Annotated in this window: 13 protein-coding genes; 7 read left to right on the top strand and 6 right to left on the bottom strand. The window is 67.6% G+C overall.

Annotation, left to right across the window (positions count from 1 at the left end; all coding sequences use genetic code 11):
* Window positions 1–28: 28 nt before the first annotated feature.
* Entirely contained in the window at window positions 29–1,015 is a 987-nt protein-coding gene (locus AXYL_RS20615; protein ID WP_013394793.1) for a Bug family tripartite tricarboxylate transporter substrate binding protein, read from the bottom strand.
* A gap of 74 nt (window positions 1,016–1,089) precedes the next feature.
* On the bottom strand, window positions 1,090–2,103 hold the full coding sequence (locus AXYL_RS20610) for a tripartite tricarboxylate transporter substrate binding protein (protein ID WP_013394792.1): 1,014 nt from the start codon (window positions 2,101–2,103) through the stop codon (window positions 1,090–1,092).
* Window positions 2,104–2,328: 225 nt separating this feature from the next.
* Here AXYL_RS20610 and AXYL_RS20605 point away from each other — a divergent pair, with 225 nt between their 5' ends.
* The 6 genes from AXYL_RS20605 (at window position 2,329) to garL (ending at window position 8,985) form a co-directional block, all read left to right on the top strand.
* Window positions 2,329–3,258 (top strand): dihydrodipicolinate synthase family protein, encoded by a 930-nt coding sequence (locus AXYL_RS20605; RefSeq protein WP_013394791.1) that lies wholly within the window; start codon window positions 2,329–2,331, stop codon window positions 3,256–3,258.
* 89 nt (window positions 3,259–3,347) lie between these two features.
* Entirely contained in the window at window positions 3,348–4,121 is a 774-nt protein-coding gene (locus AXYL_RS20600) for a FadR/GntR family transcriptional regulator (protein WP_013394790.1), read from the top strand.
* A 121-nt stretch (window positions 4,122–4,242) separates the two neighbouring features.
* A complete protein-coding gene (locus AXYL_RS20595) occupies window positions 4,243–5,283 on the top strand; it encodes an Ldh family oxidoreductase (protein WP_413772875.1) in 1,041 nt (346 codons plus the stop codon).
* Between the two features lie 47 nt (window positions 5,284–5,330).
* Window positions 5,331–7,076 (top strand): L-arabinonate dehydratase, encoded by a 1,746-nt coding sequence (araD, locus tag AXYL_RS20590; protein ID WP_013394788.1) that lies wholly within the window; start codon window positions 5,331–5,333, stop codon window positions 7,074–7,076.
* 47 nt (window positions 7,077–7,123) lie between these two features.
* Window positions 7,124–8,119, top strand: a complete 996-nt coding sequence (locus AXYL_RS20585; protein ID WP_013394787.1) for a tripartite tricarboxylate transporter substrate binding protein — start codon at window positions 7,124–7,126, stop codon at window positions 8,117–8,119.
* A 98-nt stretch (window positions 8,120–8,217) separates the two neighbouring features.
* Window positions 8,218–8,985 (top strand): 2-dehydro-3-deoxyglucarate aldolase, encoded by a 768-nt coding sequence (gene garL, locus AXYL_RS20580; RefSeq protein ID WP_041655817.1) that lies wholly within the window; start codon window positions 8,218–8,220, stop codon window positions 8,983–8,985.
* A gap of 6 nt (window positions 8,986–8,991) precedes the next feature.
* Here garL and lysA read toward each other — a convergent pair whose 3' ends face one another.
* Window positions 8,992–10,227 carry a diaminopimelate decarboxylase gene (gene lysA / locus AXYL_RS20575; protein ID WP_013394785.1) on the bottom strand — a complete coding sequence of 412 codons (1,236 nt, stop codon included), beginning with the start codon at window positions 10,225–10,227 and terminating at the stop codon, window positions 8,992–8,994.
* A gap of 116 nt (window positions 10,228–10,343) precedes the next feature.
* Between lysA and AXYL_RS20570 the strand changes: the two genes are divergently transcribed.
* Window positions 10,344–11,297, top strand: coding sequence for a LysR family transcriptional regulator (locus AXYL_RS20570; RefSeq protein ID WP_049797844.1), 954 nt, complete (start codon window positions 10,344–10,346; stop codon window positions 11,295–11,297).
* Here the strand turns inward: AXYL_RS20570 and AXYL_RS20565 are convergent.
* The 3 genes from AXYL_RS20565 to AXYL_RS20555 are packed head-to-tail and all read right to left on the bottom strand — an operon-like array spanning window position 11,255 to window position 15,237.
* Complete coding sequence (locus AXYL_RS20565; RefSeq protein WP_013394783.1) at window positions 11,255–12,154, bottom strand: catalase; 900 nt, start codon at window positions 12,152–12,154, stop codon at window positions 11,255–11,257. The two genes, AXYL_RS20570 and AXYL_RS20565, sit on opposite strands and share 43 nt — an antisense overlap.
* Before the next feature lie 42 nt (window positions 12,155–12,196).
* Window positions 12,197–13,669: an aldehyde dehydrogenase family protein gene (locus AXYL_RS20560; RefSeq protein ID WP_013394782.1), complete on the bottom strand. Its 1,473-nt coding sequence runs from the start codon at window positions 13,667–13,669 to the stop codon at window positions 12,197–12,199.
* Window positions 13,666–15,237 (bottom strand): GMC family oxidoreductase, encoded by a 1,572-nt coding sequence (locus AXYL_RS20555; protein WP_013394781.1) that lies wholly within the window; start codon window positions 15,235–15,237, stop codon window positions 13,666–13,668. Before AXYL_RS20555 ends, AXYL_RS20560 begins: the two co-directional genes overlap by 4 nt.
* Window positions 15,238–15,316: the final 79 nt, after the last annotated feature.

Below are 15,316 nucleotides of genomic sequence, written 5' to 3'. Positions count from 1 at the left end.
AGGGGCACCCTGCAGTCTGATCGCGGCCTCACTCGAGCTGGATATTGGCTTTCTGGATGACGTCCTTCCAGCGCTTGACCTCGGCCTGCTGGAACGCCGTGAACTGCTGCGGCGTGTTGGCCACGACCTCGAAGCCCAGGCCTTGCAGGGTCTTTTCGGTCTGGGGATCGCGCAGCGCGGTCTGCAACGCCTTGGACAGTTGCTGGACGACGGGCGCGGGCGTGCCCTTGGGCACCGCGAAGCCCTGCCAGGAATACACCACCATGTCCTTGATGCCGGCCTCGGCCAGCGTGGGCACGTCCGGCAGGTCGGCGGCGCGGGCGTCGCCCGTGATGGCCAGCGCCTTGAGCTTGCCGGCCTTGATGTGGGTCTGGACCGCGCCCAGGTTCTGGAACGACACGTTGACCTGCCCGCCGATCAGGTCGGCGATGGCCGCGCCGCCGCCGCGGTAGGGCACGTCCACGCCCGTGCTCTGGGTGCGCTGGCGGAACAGCACGGCCGACAGGTGGTCCGACGAGCCCGTGCCCGAGGAGGCATAGGACACCTTGCCCGGATTCTTCTTGGCGTACTCGATCAGTTCGGCGACGGTGCTGGCCGGAAATGCGGGAGCGGCCACCAGCACGTTGGGATTGCGCACCGCCTGGGTCAGGTATTCGAAATCCTTGCTGGGGTTGTACGACAGGTTCTTGTACAGCGCCTCGTTGATGGCGAAGGTGCCGATGGAGCCGACCATCATGGTGTAGCCGTCGGGCGTGGAGCGGGCCAGCGCCTGCGCGCCGATGGCGCTGTTGGCGCCAGGCTTGTTCTCGACCACGAAGGTCTGTCCCAGGATCTTCGTCAACCCTGGCGTGACCGAGCGCGCGGTGATGTCGGAAGATCCGCCTGGCACGAAGGGCACGATCATCGTGACGGGTTTGTCGGGATAGCCGGCGGCCTGCGCTGCGGGCGTCCCGAGCAGCACGGCGCCCGCGGCGACGGCGGCTGCCATGGCCGCGGCGCTCATCAGTTTGTTCATGGTGTCTCCTGGTTCGCGTGCTGGTGAAGAGCCCGCCGCCCACGCGTTGCGGACGGGCCCGGATCGGCTTGGGGTCAGTCGACCTTGGCGCCGGATTTCTTCACGACCTCCGCCCATTTGGCGGACTCCTGCGCCATGAACTGTTTGAACTGTGCCGGGGTGTTGCCGGACGGTGTGGCGCCCTGCGCTTGCAACTGCGCGCGCACCGATTCCAGCTTGAGGGCGGCGGCCACGTCGCGCTGGATCTTGTCGACCACCGCCTGCGGCGTGCCGGCGGGCGCCAGCAGACCGAACCAGCTGGACGCGTCATAGCCCTGCACGCCGGCCTCGGCCATGGTGGGCACGTCGGGCAGGGCGGGCGAGCGCTGGGCGCTGGTGACCGCCAGCGGGCGCAGCTTGCCGCTCTTGAGAAAGCCCATGGAGGACGGCAGGTTGTCGAAGATCAGATCGGCGGAACCGGCCATCACGTCGGTCAGGGCCGGGCTGCTGCCCTTGTAGGGCACATGGGTCATGCGCGTGCCCGTCATGTTCTGGAACAGCTCGCCCGACAGATGGGTGGAAGTGCCGTTGCCGGTGGACGCCATGTTGACGCTGCCCGGATTGGCCTTCAGGTACTTGATCAGGTCGGCCACCGTGCGGATGCCGTGCTTGTCGGCGAAAGCGGGGTTGAGCTCCAGGATGTTGGGCACCGGGATCACCAGGGTCACAGGCACGAAGTCCTTGACGGGGTCGTAGGGCAGCTTGGCATAGACGGACTGGTTGATGGCATGGGTGCTGACGGTGCCCATCAGCAGGGTGTAGCCGTCCGGCGCGGCGCGCGCGGCTTCGGCCGTGCCGACGTTGCCGCCGGCGCCCGCCTTGTTGTCCACCACCACGGCCTTGTTCCAGGTCTTGCCCAGTTCGGCCGCGACGATGCGCGCCGCGATGTCGGTGGTGCCGCCGGCCGGGAAAGGCACGATGATCTTGACGTCGCGCTCGGGGTAGCCGGCCAGCGCCGGCGCGGCTGGCAATAGCAAGGCGGCTGCCGTCAGGACGGCGGTAGACAGGGCGGACAGGACGGACCGGCCTCGCGCAGGGGCTGCATGCATGGAACTCGTCTCCTCGGTGTGCGCGTGGCCGCGCATCGTTTCTGGGGGTATTCCGCCCCTGGCATGGCCCGAGGCTTTGAAGCCGCATGGCACCCCGCGGCGCCCTGCGTTTTGCTGCCTGACTACTTGTAAAACAAATATATGTATTGAGCTTGTGCTTGTCAACCAAGTATACTTTTTCGAACCCCTACACCCGATAGCTGGATCAGCCAGGAGCCCCCGCCCATGAAAACCTCCCCGGTCACCGCGCAGGATTTGCAGCGTTCGGTCATTGCCGTGCCGCCATTGGCGCGCCACGACGATCTTTCGCTGAACGAGGCGGCCAACAAGGCCTTGCTCGGCCATCTGGAAGCGGGCGGCGTGCGCAACGTGATGTATGGCGGCAATGCCAATTTCTATAACGTGGGCGTGGGCGAGTACGCGCGCATCGTCGACATGCTGGCCGGACTGGCGGGTGCGGACACCTGGATCCTGCCTTCGGTGGGGCCCGACTACGGCAAGATGATGGATCAGGCGGCGATCCTGCGTACGCGCGCCTTTCCCACGGCCATGCTGCTGCCCATGTCCTTTCCCTATACGGACGCGGGACTGGCCGAAGGCGTGCGCCGCTTCACGGACGCGCTGGGCAAGCCTGCGGTGATCTACATCAAGTCGTCCGGCTACCTGGCGCCGGAAAGCGCCGCGCGCCTGATCGAAGAGGGCCGCATCGTGGCCTTCAAGTACGCCGTGGTCCGCGACGACCCGTCGCAGGACACGTATCTGTCGTCGCTGCTGCAGGCGGTGGACGCGCGCTGGGTCGTTAGCGGCATCGGCGAGCGCCCGGCCATTGTGCACTACCGCGATTTCGGCCTGAAGAGCTTTACCTCGGGCTCGGTTTGCGTGGCGCCGCGAGGCTCGATGCGCCTGTTGCATCTGCTGCGCGACGGCCGCTACGACGAAGCCGAAGCCGTGCGCCAGCAGTACCTGGGCCTGGAGGACTGCCGCGACAGCATCAGCCCCATCCGCGTGCTGCACGATGCCGTGACGCTGTCGGGCGTGGCGGACATGGGGCCGATGCTGCCCCTGCTGACCGGCATCTCCGCCGCCGAGCGCGAGCGCGTGGCGCCGGTGGCGCGGGCCCTGGCGGCCTGGGACCGGGAGGCGGCCGCCGCGTGAACCCGCAAGCGGGCCGGGGCGCGCGCATTGACGGTACGATGAGCGCTGTCCCGCCATTGCGGACTGCGCCATAGCATCGAGGAGGTTTCGTGGCCCGACCCAAAGCAACACCGGCGCCTGCGCCGCAGGCGCCCGCCGAATCCGACGCCGCGGGTGCGTTGGTGCTCGAACGCGGGCATCGGGTCCGCCTGGCTGACCAGCTCTACGGCCAGATCTTCGAGCAGATCGTGTCCGGCGGACTGAACGTGGGCGACAAGCTGCCTTCCGAGAACGAGATCTCCGAACGCTTCGGCGTGTCGCGGCCGGTGGTGCGCGAGGCGCTGCTGCGGCTGCGCGCCGACGGCCTGATCACCGCGCACCAGGGGCTGGGCACCTTCGTCAGCCACGCGCCCGCGCCGCGCCTGAAGACCTTCAACGACGTGCAGAACGTCAGCGCCTATCTGCGGGCCCAGGAGGTGCGGGTGGCGCTGGAGGGCGACGCCGCGCGCCTGGCGGCGCTGCGCCGCACCGACGAGCAGCTCAGGAAGATCGCGGACGCGCATGCGGCCTTCGCCGACAGCCTGGCGCGCGGCCAGGTATCGGCCGAGGCCGACCTGGCGTTCCATGCCAGCATCGCCGAAGCCAGCGGCAACGACTTCTATCTGGGCGTGCTGGAAAGCATTCACGAATCCATCAGCGGCTTCATGCGCCTGACCCTGAACCTGACCCGTACCGGTTCGCGCCAGCGCGCGCAGCGCGTGGTGGACGAGCACGCGGCGATCCTGGACGCGATCCGCGAACAGGACAGCGAGCGCGCCCGCGTCGCCATGCAGTTCCACCTGGGCCAGGCCCGCCACCGGCTGGTGGACCGCGAGCGCGATTGATCTTCGCCGCCCGCCCGCCGCGACCGAACCAGAACCACAGGAGACCAGAGTGCCAGGGAACGGAGTCATAGCGGCGGACGTGCCGGTGGAGCAGGTCCGCGAGCAGATCCTGCAGGTATTGATGGCATGGGGCATGGCGCAGGATCTGGCGCACATCACCGCGGGCCTGATGGCGCGCACCGACCTGCTGGGCATCGATTCGCACGGCATCTCCATGCTGCCGGCCTACGAGGACAAGCTGCGCGCCGGCAGCCTGCGGCTGGACGCCAGGCCGCGGATCCTGCGCGACGGCGGCGCCAGCGCGCTGATCGACGGCATGGGCGGCCTGGGCTATCCGGTGGCGGCGCAGGCGATGAACCTGGCCGTGGACAAGGCGCTGGAGCATGGCGTGGGCGCCGTGTCGGTTCGTAATTCGCATCACTTCGGCGCGGCTGGCGTCTATGCGCGCATGGCGGTCGAGCGCGGCGTGGTCGGACTGGTGACCAGCAGCGCCAACGGCGTCATCATGGTGCCCACGCGCGGCGCCATGCCCATGCTGGGCACCAACCCCATCGCCTTCGGCGCGCCGGCCGCCTACAACGAGCCGTTTCTGCTGGACATGGCGACCACCACCGTGGCCGCCAACAAGGTCAAGGTCTATGACTTCCTGGATCAGCCGCTGCCGCCGGGCTGGGCGGTCGACGGGCAGGGCGGGGCGGTCACCGATGCGGCCGCCGCCATGCAGTTCATCTTCAAGCATCCCGAGGGCGGCCTGACCCCCTTGGGCGGCACCGCCGCCATGAGCAGCCACAAGGGTTACGGCCTGGCGATGATGGCGCAGATCCTGGGCGGCACGCTCAGCGGCAGCGCCTTCGCCGCGCGCCGCGCCCCGACGCGCCGTCCGGGCGAGCCCGACGACGTGGGCCATTTCTTCCTGGCCCTGAACCCCGACGCGTTCCGCGCGGCCGGTTCGTTCGAGTCCGACATGGACGACATGATCGACGCCATGCACGATACGCCGCCCGCCAATCCGGACGAACCGGTGCTGGTGGCGGGCGAGCCCGAAGCCGCCGAGCGCGCGCGCCGGCTGCGCGAGGGCATCCCCATACCCGCCGCGCTGGCCGAGCGCCTGCGCGCCATCTGCGAGCGCGCAGGCACGCCTTATCTGCTGGACGCGGCGTGATTCCATCTTCCCTATAAACCCTTGCCCAAGAGCACAGGAACAGAGACATGAGCAATTCAGACAAGCGCAAGAAACCCGAAGAACTGCGCAGCCACCGCTGGTATGGCGTGCGCGACCTGCGCTCGTTCGGCCACCGGTCGCGCACCGCGCAGATGGGCTATCACCGCTCGGACTACGCCGGCAAACCGGTGATCGCCATCATCAATACCTGGAGCGACATCAACCCCTGTCACAGCCACTTCAAGCAGCGCGTCGAAGAGGTCAAGCGTGGCATCTGGCAGGCGGGCGGCTTCCCGGTGGAAATGCCGGCCATGAGCTTGTCGGAACCTTTCCAGAAGCCCACCACCATGCTCTACCGCAATCTGTTGGCGATGGAGACGGAAGAACTGCTGCGCTCGTATCCCGCGGACGGCTGTGTGCTGATGGGCGGCTGCGACAAGACCACGCCGGCGCTGCTGATGGGCGCGGTATCTATGGACCTGCCCACCATTTTCATGCCGGCCGGCCCCATGCTGCGCGGCAACTGGAACGGCAACACCCTGGGTTCGGGATCGGACACCTGGAAGTACTGGGCCGAACTGCGCGCCGGCAACATCACCGAGGAAGACTGGCAGGGCGTGGAGGACGGCATCGCCCGCTCGCCCGGCCACTGCATGACCATGGGCACCGCTTCCACCATGACGGGCGCGGTCGAGGCGCTGGGCTTGTGCCTGTCGGGGGCCTCGTCGATTCCCGCGCCGGACTCGCGCCACGCGCAGATGGCCAGCCTGACCGGCAAGCGCATCGTGGAGATGGTATGGGAAGACCTGAAGCCGTCCGACCTGCTGACCGCCGCGTCCTTCGACAATGCCGTGCGCACGGTGCTGGCGCTGTCAGGCTCGACCAATTCGGTGGTGCACCTGATCGCCATGGCCCGCCGTAGCGGCTTCGGGCTGGACCTGGACCGCTTCGATCATCTTGCGCGCACTACGCCGGTGCTGGCCAATCTGCGGCCGGCGGGCAAGTACCTGATGGAAGACTTCTATTACGCGGGCGGCCTGCGCGCGATGCTGGTGCAGCTGGGCGACCTGCTGGACACCACGCAGCGCACCGTGGATGGCCGCACGCTGGGCGAGAACATCGCGGGGGCGCGCATCTTCAACGAAGACGTGATCCGGCCGCGCGCGCAGGCGCTGATCGAGCGCGACGGGCTGGCGGTGCTGCGCGGCAATCTGGCGCCCGACGGCGCGGTGATCAAGCCGCCCGCCATGGAGGCGCAGCTGCAGGTGCACACGGGCCGCGCGGTGGTCTTCAAGGACTACAACGATATGGCCGCGCGCATCGACGATCCAGACCTGGACGTGGATGCCGACAGCGTCATCGTGCTGCAGAACGCCGGGCCGCAGGGCGCGCCCGGCATGCCGGAGTGGGGCCAGCTGCCGATTCCGCAAAAACTCTTGAAGCAGGGCGTGCGCGATATGGTGCGCATTTCGGACGCGCGCATGAGCGGCACCAGCTACGGCGCCTGTGTGCTGCACGTGGCGCCCGAGGCCTATGTGGGCGGCCCGCTGGCGCTGGTGCAGGACGGCGACCGCATCACGCTGGATGTGCCGGCGCGGCGTCTGGAATTGCTGGTGTCCGACGAGGAACTGGCCGCGCGCCGCGCCGCCTGGCAGGCGCCGCCGCCGCGTTTCGAGCGCGGCTACGGCGTGCTGTACCTCAAGCACATCGGCCAGGCCGACACGGGCTGCGATTTCGATTTTCTTCAGACCGAGACGCGCGCTCCGGCCGCGGGCGAGCCTGAAATCCACTGACCCGGACACCGGGCGCACATACTAAAAAACCCAAAGAGGAGACAACCATGCAACAGAACAAACCGGCGGCGCGCGCCCGCCTGGCCATCCTGGCGGCCGCGGGGGCGCTGGCCATGCTGCCCGGCATGCTGATGGCGCAGGGCGCGGCCTGGCCCACCAAGCAACTCAAGCTGGTGGTGCCGTTTCCCGCGGGCGGCAGCACCGATTCGGTGGGCCGCCTGCTGGCGGCCGAGCTGTCCAAGGAACTGGGCCAGACCGTGGTGGTGGAAAACAAGGGCGGCGCCAACGGCAATATCGGCTCCGACATGGTGGCCAAGGCGGAGCCTGACGGCTACACGCTGCTGCTGTCGGGTGTCGGCTCCAACGCCATCAGCTACGCGATCTACCAGAACATGCCGTACCGCAATAGCGACTTCGCGCATATCTCGTTGCTGGCGACCGGCCCAAACGTGCTGGTGGCCAACAACGACTTTCCGGGCAAGACCTTCGCGGACTTCATCAAGCTGGCTCGCGAGAACCCGGGCAAGTACACGCATGCGAGTTCGGGCAGCGGTTCCTCCGGCCACCTGGCCATGGAAATGCTGAAGCAGGACGCCAAGATCGACTTGGTGCACGTGCCCTACAAGGGCGGTGCTGCCGCCATCACCGACACCATCGGAGGCCGGGTCTCGGTACTGTTCCTGAACCAGGACGCGCTGTTGCCGCAAGTCACCTCGGGCAAGCTGCGCGCGCTGGCCGTGGCCAGCGCCAAGCGCAACCCTGCCTACCCCGACACGCCCACCGTGGCGGAATCCGGTTATCCGGGCTTTTCGGCCGAGTCCTGGTTCGGTTTGTCGGCCCCCGCGAAGACGCCACCCGCCGTGATCCAGCGCCTGAACCAGGCAACGGTGAAGGCCCTGTCCTCGCCCGACATCCGGCAGAAGCTGGAGAGCGGGGGCTTCGTGGTGGTGGCGGACGACCCCAAGTCGTTTTCGGCCTTCGTGGATAACGAGATCGCCAAGTGGGGCAAGGCGGCCAAGGCGTCCGGCGCGAAGATGGATTGAATGCCTGGACTACTTGCGTGGCTTGAGTCCACGGATCGAATGCACGGCCAGGCCCGCGGGCCTGGATCCACCTGTTTTTTTATGAAGCGTAGATGGCAATGAACTCACCCTTACCCAACCGTTTCCGGCAACGCATCCTGGCGCGCGAACGGCTCATCGGATTCTGGATGTGCATGTCCAGCCACATCACGGCCGAACTCGTGGGGCTGGCCAACTTCGACTGGCTGCTGCTGGACGGCGAGCACTCGCCCAACGAAGTGCCGATGTTCCTGCAGCAGCTACAGGCCTTGCAGGGCAGCGCCAGCGCCGCCGTGGGCCGGCCGTCGTGGAACGATCCGGTGGAGATCAAGCGGCTGCTGGATATCGGCTTCTACAACCTGTTGATTCCATTCATCGAATCGGAAGAGGACGCGCGCCGCGCGGTGGCCGCCACGCGCTATCCGCCGCAGGGCATGCGCGGCGTGGCGGGCGCGCAGCGCAGCAACCGCTACGGCACGGTGCCGGACTATCTGCACACCATCAACGACAACATCTGCGTGCTGCTGCAGATCGAAAGCCGCCCGGGCATAGACGCGGTCGATGAGATCGCCTCGGTGGAAGGCGTGGACGGCGTGTTCATCGGGCCGTCCGACCTGGCCGCGGCGCTGGGCCATATCGGCAATCCGGGCCATCCCGAAGTCCAGGAGGCCATCCGCCACCTGTACCAGCGGGTGTCGGCGCAAGGCAAGGCGGTGGGCATCCTGGCGCCGGTGCATGCGGATGCGCGGCGCTACCTGGACATGGGCATGCACTTCGTGGCGGTGGGCACCGACCTGGGCGTGTTCAAGCAGGCGACCTTCGCCTTGCGCGAGGCCTTCCCGACCTGAGGATGCTCAGGCGTCTTCCAGCGCCAGCAATTCACCTATCGTCTGGCGGCGGCGGATCAGCCGGGCGGCGCCGTTGTCCAGCAGCACTTCCGGCGCCAGCGGCCGGCTGTTGTAGTTCGAGGACATCGATGAACCATAGGCGCCCGCGTCGTGGAACACCAGGAAATCGCCGATGCGCGGCTGCGGCAGCAGTTGGTCGGACACGACGCCGCCCGCGTCCTGCGTGAACACGTCGCCCGATTCGCACAGCGGGCCAGCCACGGCGATGCGGGTTTCGGCCGCTCCCTGCGGCTGGCTGCCGTCGGGCGCGTGCACTGAAATGCGGTGGTAGCTGCCGTACATGGCCGGGCGCATCAGATCGTTGAAGCCGGCGTCGACCAGCGCGAAGTCGCGTTCCGGGCGGCGGTTGATCGAATGCACTTCCGACACCAGCGCGCCGGCCTCGGCGACCAGGAAGCGGCCCGGTTCGATCTCCAGGCGGATCTCGTGGCCCAGGCGCTCGGCGATGCGCTGGCGAGCCGCGTTCCATTGCTCGAAGTAGTGGTCGCAGTCGATGCGGGCATCGCCTTCGCGGTAGGGGATGGACAGGCCGCCGCCCGCGGAAATGGCCTCGATGTCGTGGTCCAGCGAGGCCACCACGTCGACCATGGCGTCGCAGACGCTGGACAGGTGGGCGTAATCCACGCCCGAGCCGATATGCATGTGGATGCCGACCAGCTTCAGGCCGTGGCGGCGCACGATGGCCATGGCTTCGGCCACGTCGCCGATCCAGATGCCGTGCTTGCTTTGCGGTCCGCCGGTGTTGGTCTTGTTGCTATGGCCATGGCCGAAGCCCGGGTTGATGCGCAGCCAGACGCGATGGCCGGGCGAGGCCTGGCCGACGCGGGCCAGCATGTCCAGGGAGCCAGCGTTGACGGTGATGCCGTGCTTGAGCACGGCGGCCAGCGTGGCGTGGTCGATCAGGTCGGCGGTGAAGACGATACCTTCCGGTTCGCCCTGGGGCTGGAAGCCGGCGGCCAGGCTGCGCTCGATCTCGCCCAGCGAGACCGCGTCCACCACCGCGCCTTCGGCCCGCATCAGGCGCAGGATGTGCAGGTTGGAGCAGGCCTTTTGCGCATAGCGGATGGTGTCGAAGCGGCGCAATTGCGCAATGCGTTCACGGATGACGGCGGCGTCGTACACCCAGAGCGGCGTGCCGTGTTCGGCGGCGAGTTGGGTGAGTTGGCGCGGATCGAAGGCCATGGCGGGCGAAACCTTGTTTGTGGAGGTGAATACAAGGCGGCATGATGCCTGCCTTCGGTCATCCAGTAAAATGCTTATATTTCCTTCGTCGATTCATTCCTGATATGGGTGGGGCCATGCTGACGCACCGGCAAGTCGAAGTCTTCCGCGCGGTCATGATTGCCGGCAGCGTGACCAAGGCAGCCGAACTGCTGGGCTCGTCCCAGCCGACCGTAAGCCGGGAACTGGCGCGCATGGAGCAGGGCATAGGCTTCACGCTGTTCGACCGGGTGGCGGGGCGGCTGCGGCCCACCATGCCGGGCCTGGCGCTGTTCGACGAGGTGCGCCAGTCCTATGCCGGCCTGGAGCGGGTGGCCTCGGCTGCCGCCCGCCTGCGGGCCTACCAGGGCGGGCAGTTATCGGTGATCGCCTTGCCGGTCTTCTCTCATTCCATCCTGCCGGATGCGTTCCGGCGCTTCCATGAGCGCCATCCTGGGGTCAGCCTGACGCTGGAGACGCAGGAATCGCCCTTCCTGGAGGAATGGCTGAGCGCCCAGCGCTATGACCTGGGCCTGACCGAGCACGACGCAGCGCCGGCCGGCACGCGGGTGGAGCTGCTGCTGCAAGTGGACGAGGTCTGCGTGCTGCCCGACGGCCACGCGCTGCTGGGCAAGCAGCGCATGGACTTGGCTGATTTCGAAGGCCATGCGTTCGTCAGCCTGTCCTCCAGCGATCCCTACCGGATCCAGCTCGATGAAGCCTTTGCCGAAGCCGGCGGGCTGCGGCGCTCCATCGTCGAGACGACGACCGCCGTATCCGTCTGCACCTTCGTGCGCCAGGGCCTCGGCCTAGCCATCGTGAACCCGCTGACGGCGCTGGATTTCGTCGGCCGGGGGCTGCATATCCGTCCCTTGACGCGCTCGTTTCCGTTCCGGGTCAGCGTGGTGTTTCCGGAGCATCGGCCGGGCAATCCGCTGGTGGGCGCGCTGATGGCGTCACTGCGCGTAGCGGCAGAGGCAGCCCGGAGCCGCCTGGCGTCAGACCTGGATCAGGGAACGCCGCGCAGTCGTCGCTCTGCCGCCAGCCGGTAGGCCTGCAAGCGCGCCTTCAGCAGCGGGTCGCCCGCGAACTCGATGCCGGCAGGCAGGATGGAAGGGTCGAACACCAGGGCGCGTTGCGCGTCCTGATCTGGCGCGATACGCTCCAGCATCAGGTATCCCAGGAGCATCGAGCTGCCGTGTCCGGGCCAGGCCGTGGACAGGTCGTCCGTCGCGCCTTGTTCCGGCGCCGGGGTGAACGCCAGTTCCAGCGCCACCGGGCCCGCTTCCATGGCATGGCGCAGGGCCTCGTTCATACAGTTCCGGCCGGCCAGGGCCTTGTGCGCCCCGTCGGCGTTCCTGCCCCGGATCGTCAACCTGCCGGTTCGCGTCTGGCCATCCGCGGCCGTCAGGCGGTAGGCATGAAGCATGTGATAGCTGCGGGAGGCATAGCCCGTGGGCAGGGCGTCGTGCCGCAGTTGGTCGAAGCGTTGTGCCGGGGGATTGGCCGCCAGGTGGGCTTGCAGCGATTCGGGGGCCGTGTGCTGGGTGTTCAATGCCTGTATGAAGGCAAGAAACGTTTGCGGGTCCTGCGCGGGGAAGCCTTCGAGCGAGTGGCCGACGAGCACCAACTGGGAATCCTGCCCGATGCGCACGGCCAGGCCGCGCGGTTCGGCTTGCGGACTGTCCTGGCGAATCCGCGGGTCGGGGCCGGAGTCCGAGAACCGGGCGATGAGCGGCAGCTCCGCGTCGTCGAACATGGGCGAAGCGCAAAATTGCGCTGCCAGGGGCACGCCGAGGAACCTGCCTTCCACAAGCAGTCCGCGCGCGTGATTGACACGACAGCCTGGCGGGACGTCCGCGCCCGCATGGAGCGCGTCGATCAGCTTTGCGGCGATGGAATCCGGCATGGGAGTCTCCTTTTTTCTAATGGATGTTCTGGCTCGCCGGCGCTACCCGAGGCCAGGTTTGAGCGCGATGTGCTTGTACTCGATGAAATCCTCCAGCGCGGCCAGACCGTTCAGGCGTCCGAGTCCGGACTGTTTGAAGCCGCCTTCCTCGGTGTTGTCGTAGACCTTGGCCCAGTCGTTGATCCACACCGAGCCCGCGTCGATGGCCTGGGCGACGCGCAGCGACCGATCGACGTCGCGGGTCCAGACGCTGGCGGCCAAACCGTATTCGCTGTCGTTGGCCAGGCGTATGGCTTCAGTCTCGTCGGCAAAGCGCTGGATCGTCAGCACCGGGCCGAAGGTTTCTTGCTGGACGATGGCGAGGCTGTTGTCGGACACTTCCAGCAAGGTGGGGCGGTAGAAGGCGCCGCTGGCCAAAGGGCCCGTGTTCACGGGCCCGCCGCGTTCGACGACGCTGGCGCCGGCCGCGATCGCAAGGTCGACCGCATGGTCGACGCGTTCGACATTGGCGCGGTCGATCAGGGGCCCCATGTCGCTGGCAGGATCGGCTGCCGGGCCGACCCTGACCTTGCGCAGCCGGTTGGCGAGTCCGTCCCGTACTGCTGCATAGATGCCGCTCTGCACCAGCAGGCGGGAGCCGGTCATGCAGAACTGGCCGCTGAAGACAGTGAGCGCTTTTTCCAGCACGGGCAGTGCGCCGTGCACGTCCGCGTCATCGAACAGAATCATGGGCGTCTTGCCGCCCAGTTCCATGCCGAAGCGCTTCAAGTGCCTGGCGCCGGCGCCGCTGATCGCGCGGCCGGTGCGGGTGGATCCGGTGAAGCTGATGACGGGAACCTCGGGCGAGTCCACGAGATAGGCGGAGCCCTCGGACCCGCTTTCGAAGAACAGGTTGATCACGCCGTCCGGCAGGTCCTCGGCTTCGGCCATGACCTCGGCCATGAAGCTGGCGGTTTGCGCCACCTGGCCGGGCAGCTTGATGACCGCGGTGCATCCCGCCGCCAGCGCTGGCGCGAGCGAACGTATGGTCAGCACCGCCGGCGAATTCCAGGGCGCGATCACGCCTGCCACGCCCATGGGCTGGCGCAGGATCATGGAGATGCTGCCGGGCCTGGGCGTGAGCGCCCGGCCGCTTTCGAGCAGGGCCGCGGCGGCCGCGTAGCGCAGCTTGCTGGGAATCATGTCGAGCTCGAAACCGGCTTCGCCCTTGATCTTGCCGTTTTCGAGCGAAAGGATGTCCAGCAGCCGCTGGCGGTTGCGTTCGAAGGCGCGCGCCACTTGCTCCAGCACGCGGGCGCGCAGTTCGTGGTCGTGCGCCCAAGAGCTTGCGCGAAAGGCCCGCGCGGCCGCGGCGACGGCCGATCTCGCTGCCATCAGGCCGTTGTCGGGATAGTGGCCGATGACGTTGTAGGTGGCGGGGTCGATCGATTCCTTCAAAGGACCTTCGGAGCGCTGGACGCCGCCGATCCAGTTGTAGGCCTTGCGGGTCCAGGCGATGCTTGCGGTGTCGTTCACGATTTGGCCTCCGTATTCCTGATCCAGTGGCTGACGCGCTCGGCCAGCATGACCACCGTGGGGTTGGTGGCGACCGAGGGCACATCAGGAAAGCTGGATGCGTCGGCGACCCGCAGGTCGGCGATGCCGCGGACGCGGCCTTGGTAGTCCGTCACTGCGGCCGGAGCGCCGTCGCCGCCCATGGGCGCGGTCGAGGTGGGGTGATGGTAGATGTCGAGCGCTTTGGGCAGGGCCGCTTCCAGCGCCGCGGCGTCGGCCGCGTCCGGGCCGGGCACGAGTTCCTGCGCGATGATCTCGGACAGCGGACCTTGGCTCGCCATCTGGCGGATCAGTTGGATGCCCTCGACCATCAGTTCCCGGTCGCGCACTGTCCCGAGGATGTTGAGGTCGATGAGCGGCGCTGTGCGGGCATCGCGGTCCAGCAGCTTGAGCGTGCCGGTGGACGTGGGGCGGGTCAGCGCCAGGGCCAGCATGAAGATGGCGCCGGTGGGGGATTCCGCGGGATCGCCATAGTGCACGGCGCTGACCTGCAGATCGCCGTCGCCCGGTCCGGCTTGGGATGATTGCGTCCACAGGATGGCGCCGACCGGCGGGATGGGCAGCCCCAGGCGTTCGGGATGCGCGGCCCAGATCGTGAAGAAGAAGGGATGCTCCTGCAGGCGTTGGCCGACGGGAAGATCGGCCACGACGGGGATACCCAATGCCTCGAGGTCGGCCGCCGGCCCGATGCCGGAGCGCAGCAGGATGGCGGCCGATCCGTATGTGCCGGCAGACAGCACGATCTCGCCGGCCGCTATCCGCTCGCCATCGGCCAGGATCACGGCCTGGGCCCGGCCGCCTTCGATCTCGATGCGGTCCGCCAGCGTTTCGCTGCGGATCGTCAGATTGGGGCGCGCGCGCACCGCATCCGAGAGATAGGTCATGCCCGTATTCAGCCGCTGTCCCATGCGGTTGTTCATGGGATAGGGGCCGACACCGAATGGTGCGTCGCCATTGAAATCCTCGACCCTGGGATGGCCGGCCATCTGGGCCGAGGCCAGGAACGCGCGCTGCATGTCGGAGATTTCGTCGTCCTGCAGCTGGTGCACCGGTTCCGGGCCGGAGCGGCCATGGCATTGGTCGGCGCCCGAGGCGGTCCATTCGCTGCCACGAAAAAACGGCAGCACGTCGGCGATGGACCAATGCGGCAGGCCGGCACGGGTCCATCGCGCGAAGTCTGCGGCGGGCGCCCGCATCCAGACGCCGGCATTCACGGCCGAAGAGCCGCCCAGCACCTTGCCCCGCGGAACCGGGAACGATTTTCCGCCCCAGCCCGGCAGGGATGAATATCCCCAGTCGTGTCCGGCATCGCCGCCGATGATGTTCTGGGCGCGGACGGCATCGGGATAGGCATGGGGCGGGTAGGCCCGGCCGGCCTCGAGCAGCAGCACGCGGCGCGATGCGTCTTCGCTCAGGCGGCTGGCCAGCACGGCGCCCGCTGACCCGCCTCCAACCACGATGACGTCGAAGGCGGCGTTCTTATCTTCTGATTTTTCTGATCCCGGAGGGTGACGCAGTCCTATTTTCATAGCGGCCTCGATCAAAAAATTCCAGCTTGTGTCAGGATTGGCGGCTTGAATGAACGCACGGAAGACCGATCGGATCAGG

Source organism: Achromobacter xylosoxidans A8 (assembly GCF_000165835.1).
In the GTDB taxonomy this organism is placed as follows: domain Bacteria; phylum Pseudomonadota; class Gammaproteobacteria; order Burkholderiales; family Burkholderiaceae_B; genus Achromobacter; species Achromobacter xylosoxidans_B.
Note: the sequence above shows the minus strand (reverse complement) of the source record. Positions and strands in the feature narration are given on the sequence as shown.

What these genes read in the sequence shown, in the direction of transcription:
- AXYL_RS20615 (WP_013394793.1), bottom strand. Translation starts at nt 1,015, where the DNA reads ATGAACAAACTGATGAGCGCCGCGGCCATGGCAGCCGCCGTCGCCGCG.
- AXYL_RS20570 (WP_049797844.1), top strand. Translation starts at nt 10,344, where the DNA reads ATGCTGACGCACCGGCAAGTCGAAGTCTTCCGCGCGGTCATGATTGCC.
- garL (WP_041655817.1), top strand. Translation starts at nt 8,218, where the DNA reads ATGAACTCACCCTTACCCAACCGTTTCCGGCAACGCATCCTGGCGCGC.
- AXYL_RS20605 (WP_013394791.1), top strand. Translation starts at nt 2,329, where the DNA reads ATGAAAACCTCCCCGGTCACCGCGCAGGATTTGCAGCGTTCGGTCATT.
- AXYL_RS20565 (WP_013394783.1), bottom strand. Translation starts at nt 12,154, where the DNA reads ATGCCGGATTCCATCGCCGCAAAGCTGATCGACGCGCTCCATGCGGGC.
- AXYL_RS20595 (WP_413772875.1), top strand. Translation starts at nt 4,243, where the DNA reads ATGGCATGGGGCATGGCGCAGGATCTGGCGCACATCACCGCGGGCCTG.
- lysA (WP_013394785.1), bottom strand. Translation starts at nt 10,227, where the DNA reads ATGGCCTTCGATCCGCGCCAACTCACCCAACTCGCCGCCGAACACGGC.
- araD (WP_013394788.1), top strand. Translation starts at nt 5,331, where the DNA reads ATGAGCAATTCAGACAAGCGCAAGAAACCCGAAGAACTGCGCAGCCAC.
- AXYL_RS20585 (WP_013394787.1), top strand. Translation starts at nt 7,124, where the DNA reads ATGCAACAGAACAAACCGGCGGCGCGCGCCCGCCTGGCCATCCTGGCG.
- AXYL_RS20555 (WP_013394781.1), bottom strand. Translation starts at nt 15,237, where the DNA reads ATGAAAATAGGACTGCGTCACCCTCCGGGATCAGAAAAATCAGAAGAT.
- AXYL_RS20610 (WP_013394792.1), bottom strand. Translation starts at nt 2,103, where the DNA reads ATGCATGCAGCCCCTGCGCGAGGCCGGTCCGTCCTGTCCGCCCTGTCT.